Annotated in this window: 15 protein-coding genes and 1 CRISPR repeat array (1 of these 16 cut by a window edge); of the genes, 5 read left to right on the plus strand and 10 right to left on the minus strand. The window is 33.7% G+C overall.

All coding sequences use genetic code 11. The annotated features are described in order from the left end of the window. A CRISPR array of direct repeats spans nucleotides 1-354; the repeat unit is 30 nt; unit sequence GTTTCAATTCCTTATAGGTAGGCTAAAAAC; it begins 6,789 nt to the left of the window's first position. 180 nt (nucleotides 355-534) lie between these two features. The 5 genes from cas3 to cas6 are packed head-to-tail and all read right to left on the minus strand — an operon-like array spanning nucleotide 535 to nucleotide 7,166. Further along, nucleotides 535-2,910 (minus strand): CRISPR-associated helicase Cas3', encoded by a 2,376-nt coding sequence (gene cas3 / locus AC0LWJ_RS07830; RefSeq protein WP_474237951.1) that lies wholly within the window; start codon nucleotides 2,908-2,910, stop codon nucleotides 535-537. Beyond that, a complete protein-coding gene (gene cas5b / locus AC0LWJ_RS07835) occupies nucleotides 2,888-3,616 on the minus strand; it encodes a type I-B CRISPR-associated protein Cas5b (RefSeq protein ID WP_474237952.1) in 729 nt (242 codons plus the stop codon). Before cas5b ends, cas3 begins: the two co-directional genes overlap by 23 nt. Nucleotides 3,617-3,660: 44 nt before the next feature. Beyond that, nucleotides 3,661-4,653, minus strand: a complete 993-nt coding sequence (cas7b, locus tag AC0LWJ_RS07840) for a type I-B CRISPR-associated protein Cas7/Csh2 (RefSeq protein WP_474237954.1) — start codon at nucleotides 4,651-4,653, stop codon at nucleotides 3,661-3,663. Then, nucleotides 4,654-6,411: a TIGR02556 family CRISPR-associated protein gene (locus AC0LWJ_RS07845; protein WP_474237955.1), complete on the minus strand. Its 1,758-nt coding sequence runs from the start codon at nucleotides 6,409-6,411 to the stop codon at nucleotides 4,654-4,656. Nucleotides 6,412-6,425: 14 nt separating this feature from the next. After that, nucleotides 6,426-7,166 carry a CRISPR-associated endoribonuclease Cas6 gene (gene cas6, locus AC0LWJ_RS07850; RefSeq protein ID WP_474237957.1) on the minus strand — a complete coding sequence of 247 codons (741 nt, stop codon included), beginning with the start codon at nucleotides 7,164-7,166 and terminating at the stop codon, nucleotides 6,426-6,428. Nucleotides 7,167-7,374: 208 nt separating this feature from the next. Between cas6 and pulA the strand changes: the two genes are divergently transcribed. Next, the gene (gene pulA, locus AC0LWJ_RS07855) at nucleotides 7,375-9,342 is read left to right on the plus strand and encodes a type I pullulanase (RefSeq protein WP_474237959.1); all 1,968 of its coding nucleotides are present in this window, start codon (nucleotides 7,375-7,377) and stop codon (nucleotides 9,340-9,342) included. A gap of 16 nt (nucleotides 9,343-9,358) precedes the next feature. Here pulA and AC0LWJ_RS07860 read toward each other — a convergent pair whose 3' ends face one another. From AC0LWJ_RS07860 to AC0LWJ_RS07870, 3 genes are read right to left on the minus strand one after another with little or no spacing between them, the layout of a single operon-like run. Then, nucleotides 9,359-9,709 carry a tetratricopeptide repeat protein gene (locus AC0LWJ_RS07860; protein ID WP_474237960.1) on the minus strand — a complete coding sequence of 117 codons (351 nt, stop codon included), beginning with the start codon at nucleotides 9,707-9,709 and terminating at the stop codon, nucleotides 9,359-9,361. After that, nucleotides 9,709-9,942: a response regulator gene (locus tag AC0LWJ_RS07865; protein WP_474237962.1), complete on the minus strand. Its 234-nt coding sequence runs from the start codon at nucleotides 9,940-9,942 to the stop codon at nucleotides 9,709-9,711. Before AC0LWJ_RS07865 ends, AC0LWJ_RS07860 begins: the two co-directional genes overlap by 1 nt. Nucleotides 9,943-10,000: 58 nt before the next feature. Beyond that, nucleotides 10,001-11,827 carry an ATP-binding protein gene (locus AC0LWJ_RS07870; protein ID WP_474237964.1) on the minus strand — a complete coding sequence of 609 codons (1,827 nt, stop codon included), beginning with the start codon at nucleotides 11,825-11,827 and terminating at the stop codon, nucleotides 10,001-10,003. Nucleotides 11,828-12,075: 248 nt separating this feature from the next. On the opposite strand from AC0LWJ_RS07870, the gene kdpF reads away from it, so the two are divergent. From kdpF to kdpC, 4 genes are read left to right on the plus strand one after another with little or no spacing between them, the layout of a single operon-like run. Beyond that, on the plus strand, nucleotides 12,076-12,165 hold the full coding sequence (gene kdpF / locus AC0LWJ_RS07875) for a K(+)-transporting ATPase subunit F (protein ID WP_474237966.1): 90 nt from the start codon (nucleotides 12,076-12,078) through the stop codon (nucleotides 12,163-12,165). A gap of 38 nt (nucleotides 12,166-12,203) precedes the next feature. Further along, on the plus strand, nucleotides 12,204-13,901 hold the full coding sequence (gene kdpA, locus AC0LWJ_RS07880; protein WP_474237968.1) for a potassium-transporting ATPase subunit KdpA: 1,698 nt from the start codon (nucleotides 12,204-12,206) through the stop codon (nucleotides 13,899-13,901). Between the two features lie 15 nt (nucleotides 13,902-13,916). Then, nucleotides 13,917-15,968, plus strand: a complete 2,052-nt coding sequence (kdpB, locus tag AC0LWJ_RS07885; RefSeq protein ID WP_474237969.1) for a potassium-transporting ATPase subunit KdpB — start codon at nucleotides 13,917-13,919, stop codon at nucleotides 15,966-15,968. A 27-nt stretch (nucleotides 15,969-15,995) separates the two neighbouring features. Next, nucleotides 15,996-16,577 (plus strand): potassium-transporting ATPase subunit KdpC, encoded by a 582-nt coding sequence (kdpC, locus tag AC0LWJ_RS07890; protein ID WP_474237971.1) that lies wholly within the window; start codon nucleotides 15,996-15,998, stop codon nucleotides 16,575-16,577. A gap of 47 nt (nucleotides 16,578-16,624) precedes the next feature. Here kdpC and AC0LWJ_RS07895 read toward each other — a convergent pair whose 3' ends face one another. Then, entirely contained in the window at nucleotides 16,625-17,764 is a 1,140-nt protein-coding gene (locus AC0LWJ_RS07895; protein ID WP_474237973.1) for a sensor protein KdpD, read from the minus strand. A 126-nt stretch (nucleotides 17,765-17,890) separates the two neighbouring features. Further along, entirely contained in the window at nucleotides 17,891-18,523 is a 633-nt protein-coding gene (locus AC0LWJ_RS07900; RefSeq protein WP_474237975.1) for a VTT domain-containing protein, read from the minus strand. Nucleotides 18,524-18,605: the final 82 nt, after the last annotated feature.

The raw sequence follows: 18,605 nt of genomic DNA on the forward strand, positions 1-18,605 counted from the left end.
CTTATAGGTAGGCTAAAAACCTCACTCCATCGCCAGGTCCCTCGGGCCGGTATGCTAGTTTCAATTCCTTATAGGTAGGCTAAAAACCCGGACATTCGAGAGAAGTTGCGGCCAAAGGTTATCGTTTCAATTCCTTATAGGTAGGCTAAAAACCTGTCACCGCGGGTGGCTTACAGCGGCAATCCGGAGCGCAGTTTCAATTCCTTATAGGTAGGCTAAAAACCCGAATTCGAACAGTTTATTCGTTGGACAGGCAGGGTTTCAATTCCTTATAGGTAGGCTAAAAACACCCGGACCCTAAAAGCGGCAAAGACGTATATGCCGGTTTCAATTCCTTATAGGTAGGCTAAAAACGCATTCAAAAGGCTAAATTAAAGCATATCTCTTTTTATATATTTCCCATGCCTATCAACCTTACAACTTAATTATAGCATAAAGCACAATTAAGTCAATATTTTTTATAAAAAATATAAATGAAAATGTCGTCGCTCCCCCATATTTTTTACGTTATTGGAGGTCGACGACATTTTCCCATTACCACATAGTAACAATTCCTTTTGTAATAAAACCTGTTTCTTTATCGTAATATTCTTTTAAGGATTCGTTGTTTACATATTTGAATCCTTCTACATCAGCCGGCATATTCTCTGTTGTTGCAGGTATAGATATTGTATATTTGTAAAAGTCTGCTTTAAATTTATTAAATAAATTTCTGCGTTCAAAAAGATTTTTTATTTCTTTTAAATCAATATATTTTTGCCATAATTCAATTGCCTCTTTATTTAGCTCTATAAATGCATCAACTTTGTAGTATCCCTCTTCTATAAGTTTAAATTTGGTTATTGCTGCTGTGCCATCATCACTATCATATTTCAGTTTATATATGGCATTTAGCATTTCAATGGCTTTATCTGATGACATTTTATTCGATACTTCACAGTAATATTTTTCAACGATATTTAAAAATTCATTTTCTTCAATAAAATCATATTTTGAAAGAATATCCTTTGTTATATTCAATAGGACCTTATCATAAATATGTGAAGAATATCTTTTGCAGTTCTCATCTATCAATGAAACAACATATACCTCACCTTTTACCTCACCTTCGTTTTCCCAGTTTCTGTTGCATCTACCCGCAGACTGATTTATGGAATCAAGCGGTGCTAAATCCCTCACAACTACATCAAAGTCAATATCGACACCTGCTTCTACAAGCTGTGTTGTGACAGCAATTCTTCCCTTCCCATCTTTAATCTTCTTCTCTATCCTTTTAAGTCTTTCAAAGGGTAATACATGTGTCGACATGTAAATTATTTCTTCGTTTGGCACCCTTTCTTTGATCATATCATAGAATTGCTGTGCTGATTTAATCGTATTGAGTATAAATAAATAGCTTCTACCATCATCTAAATCAAACTTACAGCTAAGCTCTGTTAATGTCATATCATTCTTTAACACTGGATATATTTTTACCCTATCCATTTCTTTAAAATACTTTTGTTTTTCAACAAGAGAATATATTTCATCTTCTTTAAATATTAATGGCTGTGTTGCTGTAACAAAAATAACATAGGAATTAAGTTCATTTGTAACTGCCTTTAATATTTCCTTCATTAAAAGCCAATAATGAAAGGGAATAGACTGTATTTCATCAAGTATGATTATAGAATTAGCTATTCTATGAAATTTCCTCAAGGATTTATTCCTATTGGATAATATCGTGTGGAAAAACTGAATAAAGGTAGTCACAATTATTTCAGAATTCCAGCCTTCTATCATTATTTTCGCCTGGTCTGTTTCAAATTCTGTATTATCTTTTCGATATTTTACATCTGATAGATGATGATGTTTCAATAGTGTGTCAGAATCTAAGTTTATTCCATTTGCCTTTAATATTTTTTCAAATTCTTGTGCATTCTGCTCAATTATGCTTAAAAAGGGCAATGAATAAATTATGCGGTATTTTATTCCACTTTCTTTCAAAATCTTTTCTCTAAGTTTTAATGCATATGATATAGTTGTAAAAGTCTTTCCTAAGCCAGTTGGAAGGTTTATCGACAATATCTTTTTTCCTGTATCAATCTTATCATTTACTTCTTTATATGCATTTTCTCTTAAGATATTCATCTTATTTTCTTTATATGAAAGCTCCTTCTTATAGTTGTCAACAATATCTCCTGGCAGGTTTATTTCTCTTCGTTCTACATTATCACCTACAACTACTTCGCTTTTATCAGAATCAATAAGCAATGAAAATACATAATTTATATATATGTATTTTGAAATATCTTTTCTTTTGTCAATCTTTCTTAGAATACGCCTTAAATATCTTAATTCTTCTTTAATATGGGTGATGTACGTATATACATTTTCTTTATTCAAATCTGCATTTAACCCCATACTATTCAGGTTCTCGTTTAATATCTTAAATCTATTCATATCAATGCTTTCAAGCTGCTTCTTCATTGTTTCTATATCTTCATCTTCTATTGCAGCCTCATTCATTATATCATCAAGATTCCCATGATGCTTTTTAATGACGATATAAGAGATGAAAGGAATTAGCATCCTTTCATCATCTTCCAAATTATATTTCTCCACTTCATTTTTTACAATAAAATAGCATATGACTGCAGATATCAGTGAATGATGTGTTTCCTTCATTCCTTTGAATTTCTTCTTATCGTTTGCTTTGGCATCCAAATATGTTTGAAAATAACTTGTTGATTTCCCAAGGTCGTGGCAAAGGGATATTATAGATGTAACCCTTGGCAATATATTCTTCGCCATAAGGTTTGTATCACTTTCTTTTATGAATTTATCCACCAATCTTGAGCATCCTATCAAATGCTTCTCAAGGTATTTCCCCGGATGCGAATATAAATCAGAAAAATATGATATACTCATCACCGTTTACCTCCCAGCATTTCTTGACATGGGATTTTATACTTTTGCCACTAATTTCATATATGATATCCTTATAGCTTGATACGATTCTTTCGTCATTCATATCAACAGGTATCTTCTCTTTAAAATATTTTTTGCCGTCTTCAAACTTTATTTCGTCGTCTACAATATGGTCTATAGGCAATATTGATTGTATAGATACTTCTGAGTCGCCTACTTCTTTTACATTACATAAATCAATAAAGCGGTAATCTGCTATCATTTCGCTTAATCCCAGCGACAATGTGTAGACATTTTTGTGTGCTTTTATTTTGTTCGATATATCATCAAATAGATTATTATCCACATGTGTAAAATATATCCTGAACATAGGATTTTTCAAAAATTCCGTTTTTACCTGTGTTCTTGCCTCATGATTTTTTTTCTTGTATGGTATCCAATAATTATCTTTTGTGTTAATCAGGTTTAATCCCATCCTTACCTTTTTAACAGGATTCATAATTTTTATGCCAATCTTGCAGTATTCGGATTTAAATACATTTAAATATTCCTTTTTATCTATTCCCGCTATTGCCCCCAGCATGCCTTTTACAGTTGGCGGCGGAGGAAATGAGAAGGTAAGTGGGGATGAGGTTGTATAGAATTTTCTAAAGTGTCCCAGATCCCCAAATACATCAAATATCAAAGCATCCATTTTAACATACATTCCTTTCTGTAACAGAAATCGGAAATCAGATGTCAGAATTTATTTCAGACTTCTATCTTTTCTACCGCAAAATCTTTTAATACATCATCAATCATGCATTCATTATTATTTACAGCAAATACTGCTCTTTCATCTGCAATAAATCTAATTGATTCAATCTTATCCTTATGCCTCTTTAAACCCTCTGCCAACTCGGTTATATCAATTTTACCATCCTTTATATCCCTTATCTCCTCATCTTCTATATCATGAAGGAATTTTATTCTTTTATCAAGCTCACCCATCTGATAGTTCTTTTCTTTGTAAATAACCTGAAGTAAAAACCTTGGCATATGACCCATTTTTGAGTTTGACATAAGGTTTTTCGTGCCATTCCACATTCCTTCAAGCAACAAATCCACATCTTCTTCTGTCAGTGGTATATTTTGATTTTTTGCGGCATTTTCATTTATTATGCCATAAAAGGCTATTAATGAGTATGGTAATAGATATTTTTCTGTAAACGTGCCTTGCTCTCTACCCTCTCCAGATGGCATTACAGTCGTACCTTTTATATATGTAATATTTACTTTATGCAGTGACCTGCCGTATTTAAACTGTATCGGGCCAGTCCACGTAATTGATGTCCCTTTTCCATTACTCTCTACTTGTTCTGTTTCATTTTTTTGACTTCTCTTACTTTTGTTCCCTTTTAAACCAATTGTAGCGCCAAAAAGCCTTAAGTCTATATACTTTTCTATAAGTTTTTGAACATCTTTTACTTCTTTTATACCTTCTTCTTCAATTCTTTCCTCGCGTGTCTTTTGTTTACCATCTTCTTTTACAATTTCTTTAACAAATATTTGCTCTTCCAAACCTTTAAAATTGTTTAGATAATCCCTTATCGTCCTTTTTAGTCTTACATCGGTTACAATATTTAGCCCTGTTTCTTCATCTATCCTGGGCTTGTTTTCATCAACCGGATCACCATTTGGATTTGCATAGCATACATCATAAAGAAATAAAATTTCTGAACGGTTATTTATTATATTGCTCATTTATTTTTCCTCCTCTTTTTTATAAATAATATTCGCAAAATCATCTGCTAAATTTATTCCACAGGCAAAATAAAAGTTTATTTCATCAACTGGCATATGCCAGTCATCGCCTGCTGTCAAAAGATAATTTGACGCCTCTTTAGCAAGAAGCCTCTTGCCTTTGTCAAAGGAATCATATTCTTCAAGCTTGTTTTGCACTTTTGGCAAAAGCCCTTTTATATCCTTTTCAGTCATTTTCAGTCCCTTCAGATTCTTCATAAAAGGTTTTGCTTTCCTATCACTGTATTGCTTCCTTAAAAGAAGCTCAGTAAGTGCTCCAAGAAGGATAAGCCCTCTCTTTAAAGGCGTCCTGAAATCTTCCCCATACTTTGTGAACACCTCATCAAATATTCTTTCTTCCATATCTTCAACCTCCATTTCTATAAGTTTTAGCTTTTCAAGGAATGTGACCATCATCATGCCATCGGCTATTGCAAAATTATAATTTTCATTATTTACAAATTTCTCTCTCACCCTTTTCATTATAAATTTTAAAAGGAATGTCAAGTCAAATGACTTTCCTTTAAATACCCTGTCTGTTACATCAAGGAAGTACTCATCAAGGTCACTGCTTCTTTTCTTAGAATCGGATTTTGAAAAAAAGTTGCGAATATTCTTAAATGTAAAATTATCCCTAAATATCTTATCCACCTTTTCTTTCGCTTTAAATACCTCTCCCAGATGTGACGGGAAAACATCCTCTATCAAAAGAAGTATTCGTTCAGCCGAATTTGATTTCTTTATAAATAAGAAATTTAATGTCATCGTATCGTCAGCATCTTTTAAATAATAAAGAATGTCGTCTTCATCTGTCAGAACTCTCTTTTTTGTGCTGTTTTTAAGTGATATAAGTTTATTCGTATCTTTAAATATATCGAATATATCATCTTTGACATGCTCTTTACCTATCAAAAATTTAGGTATCAGCTGATAATTAAGACCATAAAACCTAAATGCCAAATTTGTTTCTATATATTTTTTGCCTTCTTCAAGAGCAAGCCGGCATTCTTGACATACAGGATAATTCCTCCATGAGTCCTTTTCATTGAATCCACCGGCGATATATCCTATTTTATCTATGGTGTAAAATGCATACGTGTCAATTTTACCAAATACTAAATCTCTTTTTTCACCGCATATAGAACAAACCTTATCTTCAGCGTATAATTTCATGTATTTTTCACTATCCGCTTTTAAAAGCAAATCCCTGAAAAGCGGGCAATCTCCAATGTATTTGTATTGCCCATTTACCTCAAATTTAAGCATTAATAAAAGACCTTCTTTTTTGGGAAATTCGCTTCTAAATTTCTTTATATCTTCGATAATTTTACTGCCGTTTATATCCAACAGCTTATTTAGTTTCTTTAAAATAGCTTTATCTTTTTTATCTATCTTGATGCTTTTATTGTTAAGTATTTTATTGAACCAATTTTTTATCTTGATATTAAAGGTCTTTTCCGGTTCTGTTATCTTTGCTGTCGGTGTATATCCCGGTCCATTTCCGCCGCCACTTGTAAAGAGATATCTATTTAATTTCGATTTTTCATATTGTTCTATCTTAACACCATTAAATAAAAATTTTTTATCAATATTGAAATTTATAGTAATTAAATTGTTATATCTACCATTCGCATTTGGGTCTTCCAAAAGAACATCTATCAGTCCCTTATTTTCTGCATTAATAGCCATTTCTCCCAAGTCTTTTACCGCATTTATCATTGTCTCACCTCCCCCTAAATAATTTCAAAGCAGCCGAAGCCTTGCGGATTTTTAGAGCCAAGACCCGTATAATAGGCTGTTTCTAATAAGTCCGGATTGCATTCCACATCATATATACCCATCCAGCCTTTTACAACACTATTTTTGTACTTCATTATCTTTCGGTACCGATTGTCTTCATCCCACAGGGGGTGAAGTTTAAAATACGGGTTTTTTGGCTTTTCCCCATAAATAAGCTCATATTTTTTTAGTAAATTATTTAAGAGCAATGCAGAGAATTTTTCATCCCAAGGTGAATAATAATACGTGTATTTTAACCCCTTTTCCTCAATTGTCGTATACATCACAACCGGGGACAAAAACTTTATCCTTGTTTTATCTTTAAATATCGGCGGATTTGCAATGTTTAACGAATTCAGTTGAAATCTCTGATTATCAAAGCTGCAGAAGTCTTTCCTGAACATATTCTTAGAAATATCAAATATGAATTCATCTATCGGCGATGAAATAGTAAGCCTGAAAGGCGGCTTTATCACAATCTTATTTTCCCTTTTTATGATTCTGAATTCACCCTCAAGCCTTGAAAACGTAAATAACTTAAACCGCCTTTCTCCATATTTGAATCCTTCGTCATGTAAAAATTCACTGAAATCGCTGTCTGTCATCTGATTGTATATAAATCCCTGTACTATATGATTGTACTGTAGTGGAAGATAAAGATTTCTATCACCGGTAAATTCTAATGTTACCCGCATTTCAACACCCCCATTTTTATATTAACATATGAATGTTCCATAACATGTCTCGATAAAAAATTTTTTGAAAAATTTCTGTATCAAGTATATAATTCTACAATAATTTACAAATTCCTTCTTGTATCAAAAAATATTTTAAAGAATAAACAAATACAATTGATAATAAAATATATTTAATATATAATCAATTTCAAGGAGTTGATATGAGATGCTTGCCGATATAAGATTGATCGATTATGAAAATTACCCTGTATATGAAGGCAATGACCTTGGAGCAAATTATGGATATAAGGGTACAGGATTCCGGTTATGGTCACCCACAGCAGATAAAGTTGTTTTACAATTATATAAAAATGACCTAATAGAAGATTATGATATGAAAAAGGATATTAACGGCACATGGTACATCTATATAGATGGAAATCTTGATAATGTAAGCTATACATATAAAATTATAAGAAACAAAAATATTGTTGTAACAGTTGACCCTTACGCAAAAGCTCTTACCGTAAATGGAACAACAGGTGTTGTAATTGACCTTTCCAAAACAAATCCCGAGGGATGGGATAATGACATAAAACCTCCTTTTGACAAGCCTACCGATGCCATTATTTATGAAATGCATGTAAGGGATTTTTCAGCAAGCCCGGATTCGGGTATTAAAAATAAAAGAAAATATTTGGCATTTACCGAAATTAATACAACCGGACCTGATGGTATTAAAACAGGACTTTCTCATCTGACAGAACTTGGCATAACACATATACATCTATTGCCGATACAGGATTTTGAAAGTGTCAATGAATTAGAAGAAAACTACGATTGGGGATACACCCCTCATCTTATTCCAAAGGATATTCCTGCCTGTACCTTGGCAGGCACATATAATTGGGGATATGACCCTTACCATTATTTCGTGCCGGAAGGCTCTTATTCAACAGACCCGACTAATCCGGCAGCACGTATTAAAGAGGCAAAGGAAATGGTATTAGCTCTTCATAAGGCAGGAATACGGATTATAATGGATGTTGTTTATAATCATACCTTCATCACAGGAAAATCCATCTTCGATATGGTAGAACCGGGATATTTTTACCGCCATAACCCTGACGGCAGTTATTCAAATGGTTCCGGCTGCGGTAATGAAACAGCCTCGGAAAGACCCATGATGAAAAAATTGATACTGGATTCCCTTAAATATTGGATTACAGAGTACCATATTGACGGTTTTAGATTTGACCTTATGGCATTACACGATATTGATACAATAAAAGAAATCGAAAAAATTGTACATAATATTGACCCTTCAATATTGATTTATGGTGAACCTTGGGCAGGAGGTCAATCCGCATTATCCCCTGATAAACAATTTGTTAAAGGCAGGCAGTATGGTCTTTCGGTTTCGGTTTATAATGATAATATAAGAAATACCATAAAGGGTTTTCCTGACGATGATTCAAGGGGCTTTGCAACAGGTAAGATAGGACTTGAAAATGAAATAAAGCGCGGTGTCGTTGGAAGTATAAAATACAATGATGTAATATGGGATTTTGCATTAAACCCATCCGAATCGATAAATTATGTTTCATGCCATGATAATTTAACATTGTGGGATAAGATTGCAAAAAGCAATCCGGAAGACACCGAAAAAACACGTATTCAAATGGATAAACTCTGTAATATGATAATTCTCACATCACAAGGAATCCCCTTTATTCAAGGTGGTGAAGAAATGCTCCGTACAAAACAGGGAATTAATAATACTTATAATTCCGGTGATGCCATAAATCAAATAGATTGGTCGAGAAAAGCAAAATATAAAGATGTATTTGAATATTATAAAGGTCTTATCAATCTAAGGAGGCATCACCCGGCTTTTAGAATTAATGATGCAGAAAATGTAAGGAGGAATCTGTATTTTATTGAAAGCCCTGCAAATACAGTGGCATTTGTCTTGTCAGGAAAACCTCTGGGAGACAGCTGGTGCAATATAGCCGTTGTATATAATCCCAACAAAAATAATATAAATATTAAACTTCCGCACAGTAATTGGATGGTTGTTGTAGATGATATGCATTCGGGTATTGAACCCCTTGATAAAGGTAATTGGAAAATTGAAAATGATAATCTTACCGTTCCGCCTATATGCGGTATGGTTTTATACAGTTTATGCTGAATTCAACATAAACTGTTTATTTTTTAAATTCTTTACAAGCATTGTGAAATTTTTCAGCTTCATTTAAATTGCCTATACATTTATAAGCAATACTAAATAGTTCGTAAACCCTGTAATCTGAGGGTCTTAATGAAATTGCTTTCTTTAACAGCTCAATTGCTTTAATATATTGTTGTTGTTTAATATATATTTTTATATCTTCAATCATTTTATCAAATTCATCATTAAAACCACCATCAATATTTGAGATTTCCATCTTCTTTAAAATGTCTTTTATTCTTTCTGCGGTAAAGGGCTTTTTTAAATATTCAACAGCACCCATTTTTGTACATTCCACCGCATTCTTAACTGTTCCAAAGGCTGTCATTATAAAACCGGTGTTGTTATTGCTTTATTTCTTATTCTTCTCAATACTTCGGTACCACTAAGCTCAGACATTTTTATATCAAGAAATGCCAAATCAAAGATTTCTCTATCAAATAAATTAAGTGCCGTATAGCCGTCTCTCGCAGTTACAACTTTATATCCTTCTATTTGAAGACATGTGCTTAAAAGCATTCTGATGCTTTTAGTGTCATCTACCACCAGAACTTGCTTCATGTAATCTCACATCCCTTTTCTTTCCTAAATCCATACAAGTACTTATTAACTTGCCCTTTTAAGCTAACGGTAAATAAAAAGTAAATTTGCTGCCCTCATCTATTTTGCTTTCACACCATATTTCTCCACCATGTGCTTTAATAATTTCTTTAACTATATAAAGCCCTAAACCGGTTCCTCTTACTTCAGTATCCTGACCTTTGACCTGAACAAACTTGTCAAATATCTTATCGGCATATTCTTCCGGTATTCCTTCACCTGTATCTTTAACAGATACATACATTTTTTGATTTTTTACAAACGCACTCACACATATTTCATCACCCGCATAGGTATATTTCAGTGCATTTGTAATAAGATTATTTATTACCCATGCTATTTTCTCGGGGTCTGCCATAACCTTTGGCAGATTTTCATCTGCTTCATAGTATAACTTCACATCTTTTTGTTCTGCAATTTCATATAGAGGCTTTATACAACTGTCAATTATTACATCAATGGCACATGGATGTATCTTAAAGACAGCCTTATCTGATTCCAGCTTAGATAACTGCAAAAGTTCATCAACAAGTGTTGAGAGCCTTTCGCTTTCTTTCTTTATCGTATTTATTACATTTTTCTGACCAACATTAATTTCACCCAAACTTTCATTCAATATCATACTGGTTCCCATTATTATGGATGTAAGGGGAGTTTTGAATTCATGCGAAATAATTGTTATAAAATCGCTTTTAATTTTTTCAAGTTTTTTTAAATGTGTAATATTATTTAGAACAACTACCGCCCCATTTGTATTTTCATCTGTATCAGTCAATTTCGTTACAATCACATTGAAATAATATTCATTATTTATTTTAAATAATACGGTTTTTTCTTTATTTGTTTCATTTTTTTCTAATACATTTACAATATATTCGAAAATTTGTGAATTCCTTATTATCTCAAGAAAATGCCTGTTTATCGCTTTTTCGCTTGATACATTAAAGAACTTCTCACAAGCCTTATTAATCATGGTAATTTTATAATCATTGTCTATCACTATTATCGGATCGGGAATACTCATCAAAATAGCATTTGACTTGTTTCTTTCGCTTACTAATTTCCCAAGCGTGCTTTGTTCATACTGCTGCAAACGCTTTGTCATATTATAAAATTCAATGGAAAGTTCACCGATTTCATCCTTAGTTTCTATATCTATCTTATAATCCAGATTCCCTGCTTTAACATTTTTTATTGAATCTGTTAATTTATTTAAAGGTCTTAAAAATCGATTTATAAAATAAACAGACATCAAAAATCCTCCAATAACTGCCAATCCCGAAAGCTCCATTATTAAATACAGAGAACTTTGTCCGAATTTAGTGGCTGCTTCTTCATCCTTAAACATTGCGGCTTCATTCATCTGTGATAGAGTTTTTATCTCATCCTTTATTTTATTAAGATTAGGTATTATACTTGAATTATAAAAATCAACAGCTCTTTTAGTACCCTCAGTGTTTCTTATTTCCTGCAATTTTGAAAATAGTTTGATATAATTGTTATAATCATTATTTATATTCTCCGCTATTTTCTTTTCATCGGGCTCCGTTATGCTGTTTGCTTCAATATTATACCACTTAATAAATTCACCGGTATTTTCATTAAATAACTCTATGCCTTTATCCTGATCAATAGATATATAAATAAGTAAGGCACTATTTTGATTATCTATTATCCCCCTCATATTTGTCGCCGCCTGTATACTTTTATACCTATTAGCCAAAAGTCCGTCAATTGTTTTTTCTAATTTATAAAAGTGAAAAATTGAGATTGATCCAACAACAGCAATAAGCAATACAAGTATTAAATATAAAAAAGATATCTTACCTTTTAATGTTTTAAACATAATAACTCCTTTTCAATTTTTACTTTATGTTATACTCATAGTATAAAATTGTAATACTTTAAAGTCAATAACATTTTGTTGTATTTAAATAAGAAAACATGAGTAAAATATCTTAATAGAGACATAGTTTGGAATAATCGCCTTTAATAAGCAAGATAATCTTTTAAATATAATGTATATATATTTGAGAATTTTTTTAAAAAGAATATAATAATAGTTAATAACAGAAATAGAAAGGGTGATAAAAATTGGATATAGAATTCATAGTCGGGGGTATTATTGCAGTGGCAATGTTTATATACTTAGTGTATGCATTATTCAAAGCAGAAGATATATAAGAAAAAAATTAATTTTCAAATTTTAAGGAGGTAAAAATATGGATATTATTCAAATGCTAATCTTTATAATTTTATTAGTTGCTGTAACAATTCCTCTTGGCACCTATATGGCAAATGTTTTTACAGATAAAAAAACATTTTTTGACCCAATAGCAAAACCAATAGAAAAACTCATATACCGTATAATCGGTATTGATGAAAAAAATGAAATGAATTGGAAGGAATATACAATAGCTGTTATATTGTTCAATTTATTTGGATTTACTCTTTTATATTTCCTTCAAAGATGGCAAGTATTTTTCCCATTTAATCCTCAAAAATTTGGTGCTGTAGCTCCTGACCTTTCATTTAATACGGCTGTAAGCTTTATGACAAATACAAATTGGCAGGCTTACGGCGGTGAATCTACCATGAGCTATTTTACACAGATGATGGGTTTGACAGTTCAAAATTTCGTATCTGCAGCAACTGGTATAGCGGTTGTAATCGCCTTAATACGGGGTATTGTCAGACATACTACAAAAACTATCGGAAATTTTTGGGTTGACCTTACCAAAAGTGTCATATACATCCTCCTTCCAATCTCATTTGTTTTTGCATTGATTTTGGTTCAACAGGGGGTTATACAAAATTTATCACCTTATATTACGGTTCATACATTAAGCGGTAACAGCCAGACAATCGCAATGGGTCCGGTAGCTTCACAGGAAGCCATCAAAACTTTGGGAACAAATGGCGGAGGTTTTTTTGGCGCAAATTCTTCACATCCATTTGAAAATCCAACTCCGCTAACAAATTTAATAGAAATGCTGTCAATCCTTGCAATACCGGCTGCTTTAACCTATACTTTCGGTAAAATGGTAGGAAACAAAAAGCAAGGCTGGGCTATTTTCGGTGCAATGTTAGTTTTATTTATAATAATGCTTGGTACAACATACAGTGCTGAAAGGTTTGGAAATCCAGCCATAGCTCATCTGAATATATCAGGACCTTCGGCAATGGAGGGAAAAGAAGTCCGATTTGGCATAGCAAATTCATCTCTTTTTGCAATGGTTACAACAGCAGCCTCCTGCGGTGCAGTAAATACGATGCATGACAGCCTTACTCCGCTTGCCGGTCTTGTACCAATGCTTCAAATGACGCTTGGTGAGGTTATATTTGGAGGTGTTGGGGCAGGACTATATGGAATGCTGATATTTGTATTTTTAACGGTGTTTATAGTTGGTCTTATGGTAGGACGTACACCTGAATACATTGGCAAAAAGATTGAATCATTGGAAATGAAAATGTCAATCTTGGCTGTACTCATGCCGGCTGCATCAGTGTTGATTTTCAGTGCCATTGCAGCAGTAACAAAAATGGGAACTTCTTCGATATTAAATCCCGGTCCCCATGGGTTAAGCGAGATTCTATATGCATTTGCCTCTACTTCAAACAACAACGGCAGTGCTTTTGCCGGTCTTAATGCGAATACATGTTTTTATAATATTTCGACGGGTTTTGCAATGCTGATAGGTCGTTTTGGTGTTATTATACCTGTCTTGGCAATCGCAGGAAATTTGGCCCAGAAGAAGAAAATTCCTGTAAGTTCAGGTACGTTTTTTACCGATACGCCGTTGTTTTCATTCCTGCTCATTGCGGTAATACTTATTGTAGGTGCATTGACATTCTTCCCTGCACTCGCACTTGGACCAATCGTGGAACATCTTTTAATGATGACAGGAAAATTATTTTAATGGGAGGCATAAGTTATGGTAAATGAAGAAGTGCAGAAACATCCAAAAATAGACAAAAATCTTTTGCTAACATCAATTAAAGAATCCTTCAAAAAATTAAATCCAAAGATTCAATTTCATAATCCTGTTATGTTTATTGTTGAAATAGGTGCAATTTTAACAACCCTTATCACATTAAGGGATTATTATGATGGAAAAACCGCAACTGCCTTTTTTGAAATACAATTATCCATTTGGCTGTGGTTTACCGTAATATTTGCAAATTTTGCCGAAGCATTGGCAGAAGGTCGTGGAAAAGCACAGGCTGACACTTTAAGAAAAATGAGAAAGGATGTTAAAGCTAAAAAATTAACACCTGCTGGAAAAATAGAAATTGTTTCAGGTTCAAGCCTTCGCAAGGGTGATATTGTACTTGTGGAAACCGGTGATATCATACCTGGTGACGGTGAAGTAATAGAAGGTGTTGCCTCTGTAGACGAAAGTGCAATTACGGGGGAATCCGCACCTGTCATAAGAGAATCCGGCGGTGACAGAAGTTCTGTAACATCAGGCACAAAGGTAATATCAGACTGGATAAAGGTTCAAATTTCCTCTGACCCCGGTCATTCGTTCCTTGATAAAATGATAAGCCTTGTTGAGGGAGCAAAACGCCAAAAAACACCTAATGAAATAGCCTTAAACATATTACTGATAGGACTTACTATAATCTTTCTTCTTGTAACGGTGACATTAGAACCTTATGCCTTATATTCTGGCACAAGGGTATCAGTACCTACATTAATCGCTCTGCTTGTATGCCTTATACCAACTACTATCGGAGGTCTTTTAAGTGCGATAGGAATAGCAGGTATGGATCGGCTTGTTAAGAGAAATATCCTTGCAATGTCCGGACGTGCTGTTGAAGCTGCCGGTGATGTTGATGTACTTCTCCTTGATAAAACAGGTACAATTACATTTGGCAATCGTATGGCAAGTGAATTTATACCTGCAGATGGCGTTTCACCAGAACAGTTAGCAGATGCAGCACAGCTTTCCTCTCTGCCTGATGAAACCCCGGAAGGCAGAAGCATTGTAATACTTGCTAAGGATAAATACGGTATCAGGGGGCGTAATTTGTCGGAAGCGGAGGCTACATTTATCCCCTTTAGCGCAAAAACACGTATGAGCGGTATTAACATAAAGGATAGAGAAATCCGCAAAGGAGCATCTGATGCTATTAAAAATTATGTAGAACAACTTGGCGGAACAATGCCTCAGAATGTTTTGGATACTGTAAATAAGATAGCTAAAAGCGGAGGGACTCCCTTAGTAGTCGCTGAAGGGAAAGATGTCCTCGGCGTCATACATCTAAAAGATGTTGTAAAAGGCGGTATTAAAGAGCGTTTTGCCGAACTAAGAAAGATGGGTATAAAAACCGTCATGATAACAGGCGATAATCCTCTTACCGCATCAACAATAGCAAAAGAAGCAGGTGTTGATGATTTTGTGGCTGAAGCAACCCCTGAAACAAAATTGGCTTTGATTAAAGATTATCAATCAAAAGGACACCTTGTTGCAATGACAGGTGACGGTACCAACGATGCTCCGGCATTAGCACAAGCAGATGTTGGTGTTGCAATGAATTCCGGTACACAGGCAGCAAAAGAAGCTGGTAATATGGTTGACCTTGACTCAAGCCCAACAAAACTAATCGATATTGTTGAGATAGGTAAACAACTTTTAATGACCCGTGGTTCACTTACAACCTTTAGTATCGCAAATGATATTGCAAAATATTTTGCAATAATACCTGCAATTTTTTCAACAACATACCCTGTGTTGAATGTGCTAAATATTATGCATTTACAAACACCTGGAAGTGCAATACTTTCTGCCATCATATTTAATGCCCTTATTATAGTGGCACTTATACCTCTTGCACTAAGAGGCGTAAAGTACAGACCTTTAGGTTCAGAAACCATATTAAAAAGAAATATGCTTATATATGGTGTCGGTGGTTTGATTGTACCATTTATAGGTATTAAAATCATTGACATCATTATTACAGCACTTGGTATCGTACATTAGTAAACATAATGAAAGGAGAATTTGTCTATGATTAAAAATACAGCATTAAGAGCAGCATTGCTCTTAATCGTGATGACACTTTTATTAGGCTTAATATATCCTCTAACGGTAACCGGGGTCGCACAGATATTATTTCATAATAAAGCAAATGGAAGCATGGTAATAAAAAACGGTGAAATAATCGGTTCAAGACTTATTGGTCAAAATTTTAAAAACCCCGCTTATTTCCATGGACGCCCATCAGCCGCAGGAAAAGATGGTTATGATGCAACAGCTTCATCCGGTTCTAATCTTGGTCCAACAAACAAGGCATTGATCGATGATGCTAAAAAATTATCAGAACAGGTACGTAAAGAAAATGAGATACCGGAAAATCAGCCTGTACCCTCTGACCTCATTACATCTTCTGCCAGCGGTCTGGACCCTGACATAAGTATCGATGCCGCATATGTGCAGATACCAAGAATAGCGAAGATACGAGGTATATCTGAGGGAAAGCTTAAAGAACTTGTAAACAGTCATATAACAGGAAGACAATTTGGAATATTAGGAGAAAAAAGGGTTAACGTTCTAATGTTAAACATAGCCCTTGATGATTTAAAAAAATAAGCAATATAAAAAACTACCTATGCAAGATACTTTGCATGAGTAGTTTTTTAAATATATGGTATGACATGTATTTCAATATTTTTTGCTTTACTAATAAGATTTAAAAGGGTAGACCCTCTAAAAAATGTTTGAAGCTTAGACCTATTCGAATGTCCCATGATTATTTGCGTGACATGTCTTTCATTGGCATACCTCAGCAGTTCTTCGGAAGCACTTTTTCCCTTTAGTGTTACAACTTCAGCTCCAAGTTCTTTTGCAAGCTTAAAATGACCTTCCAAAATTTCTCTATCCTTTTTTGTTAATTTAGGTGCAAATATGTTTGTGCACTCAACATATACAACAATCCAGTCACATTTGAAACTTCTTGCTCTTCTAAGCCCTCGTCTTATTAATTTTTTTGCAAGGGGGTTCTGGCTTATGCAAACCATGATCCTTTCATTTGTCTGCCAATTATCATTGATACCTTGTTCTTTCATGTACTCTTCAAGGTCTTCATCAACCTCATCAGCCGTCTGTCTCAAAACCAGTTCTCGAAGCGCATTTAGATTTCCTTTCCTAAAGAAATTTTTAAGACACTGGTCTATCTTTTCAGCTGCATAAACATCTCCTCTTTTAATCCTGTTCTGAAGGGCTTCGGGTGGCATATCAATAATTTCAATTTCATCAGCATTTGCAACGATACTGTCAGGTATTGTTTCTCTTACTGTTATGCCTGTAATTTGTTTTATTGTATCGTTTAAACTTTCAAGATGCTGAATATTTAAGGTTGTTATTACATTTATCCCGGCGTCAAGAATTTCTTGAACATCCTCATACCTTTTTTTATTTTTGGAACCGGGTACATTTGTATGTGCTAATTCATCTACTATTGCAACCTCCGGATGCCTTTTGATTACAGCATCAAGGTCCATTTCTTCCATCATAATGCCTTTATATTCAATTTTTTTCCTCGGTATAACTTCAATATTACCGATTTTCTCCTCTGTACCTTTCCTGCCATGTGTTTCTAAATATCCTATAACTACATCCTGACCTCTTTTTAGCCTCCTATTTGCTTCGTCCAGCATAGAATACGTCTTTCCTACACCTGGTGCATAGCCTAAAAATATCTTAAGCCTGCCTCTTTTTTTTTCGTTAGCAATTTTAAGTGCTTCTTCAGGGGTCAATCGTTTAAAATTATCATTCATAGATATAAATCAACCTCTCTTAATAATCACAAAATTATTTTATCATACAATAATAGATTCCTCAATAAATTATTGGAATTTAAAAAGCGGTTATAAAATAATAACCACTTTTTTAAACGTGAAATATTAAGCAACCCTCTTTTTCAAAACCCCTATAACCGCAGGAACTAAGGATATTACGATTATCGCAATCATAATAATGCCAAAATTGTTCTTTACTATATCGAGATTTCCAAAAAAATATCCGCCAAAGGTAAATAGGGCAGCCCATGTAACACCACCTATTACATTATAGGTTAAAAACTTGAAATAATTCATTTCTCCTACCCCTGCCACAAATGGTACAAAGGTTCTGATGATCGGAATAAATCTTCCTATGACAATTGTCAATGACCCATATTTTTCATAAAAATCCCGTGCTTCTATAAGATGCTCCTTTTTAATAAGCTTTGTATCTGATTCATATATCTTTTTACCTAATATCTTACCAATATGATAATTTACGGTATCGCCAATAACTGCTGCAGCCGCCACTGCAATAAAAAGTGCAAAAATGTTAAGAGCCCCAATTGCAGCAAATGCTCCTGCCGCAAATAAAAGAGAATCACCGGGTAAAAATGGCGTTATAACAAACCCTGTTTCCATAAAAATTATTAAAAAAATAATTAAATATGTTTCAAATCCATATGTCTGTATAATATTGCCAAGATATTTATCAATATGCAGTATAAAATTAATTAAAGTAACAATAAAACTCATCAAATCCTCTCCTTATGACTTTACTAAATTATACTTAAATTATACACCCATTATGGATTTTAAACATTAAATTCAGATTAGA

The sequence above is a fragment of the Aceticella sp. 75b-Ac genome, assembly GCF_056032965.2.

Coding starts and splice junctions, on each gene's coding strand:
- cas3 (WP_474237951.1), bottom strand. CDS start 2,910: ATGAGTATATCATATTTTTCTGATTTATATTCGCATCCGGGGAAATAC.
- cas5b (WP_474237952.1), bottom strand. CDS start 3,616: ATGTATGTTAAAATGGATGCTTTGATATTTGATGTATTTGGGGATCTG.
- cas7b (WP_474237954.1), bottom strand. CDS start 4,653: ATGAGCAATATAATAAATAACCGTTCAGAAATTTTATTTCTTTATGAT.
- AC0LWJ_RS07845 (WP_474237955.1), bottom strand. CDS start 6,411: ATGATAAATGCGGTAAAAGACTTGGGAGAAATGGCTATTAATGCAGAA.
- cas6 (WP_474237957.1), bottom strand. CDS start 7,166: ATGCGGGTAACATTAGAATTTACCGGTGATAGAAATCTTTATCTTCCA.
- pulA (WP_474237959.1), top strand. CDS start 7,375: ATGCTTGCCGATATAAGATTGATCGATTATGAAAATTACCCTGTATAT.
- AC0LWJ_RS07860 (WP_474237960.1), bottom strand. CDS start 9,709: ATGACAGCCTTTGGAACAGTTAAGAATGCGGTGGAATGTACAAAAATG.
- AC0LWJ_RS07865 (WP_474237962.1), bottom strand. CDS start 9,942: ATGAAGCAAGTTCTGGTGGTAGATGACACTAAAAGCATCAGAATGCTT.
- AC0LWJ_RS07870 (WP_474237964.1), bottom strand. CDS start 11,827: ATGTTTAAAACATTAAAAGGTAAGATATCTTTTTTATATTTAATACTT.
- kdpA (WP_474237968.1), top strand. CDS start 12,204: ATGGATATTATTCAAATGCTAATCTTTATAATTTTATTAGTTGCTGTA.
- kdpB (WP_474237969.1), top strand. CDS start 13,917: ATGGTAAATGAAGAAGTGCAGAAACATCCAAAAATAGACAAAAATCTT.
- kdpC (WP_474237971.1), top strand. CDS start 15,996: ATGATTAAAAATACAGCATTAAGAGCAGCATTGCTCTTAATCGTGATG.
- AC0LWJ_RS07895 (WP_474237973.1), bottom strand. CDS start 17,764: ATGAATGATAATTTTAAACGATTGACCCCTGAAGAAGCACTTAAAATT.
- AC0LWJ_RS07900 (WP_474237975.1), bottom strand. CDS start 18,523: ATGAGTTTTATTGTTACTTTAATTAATTTTATACTGCATATTGATAAA.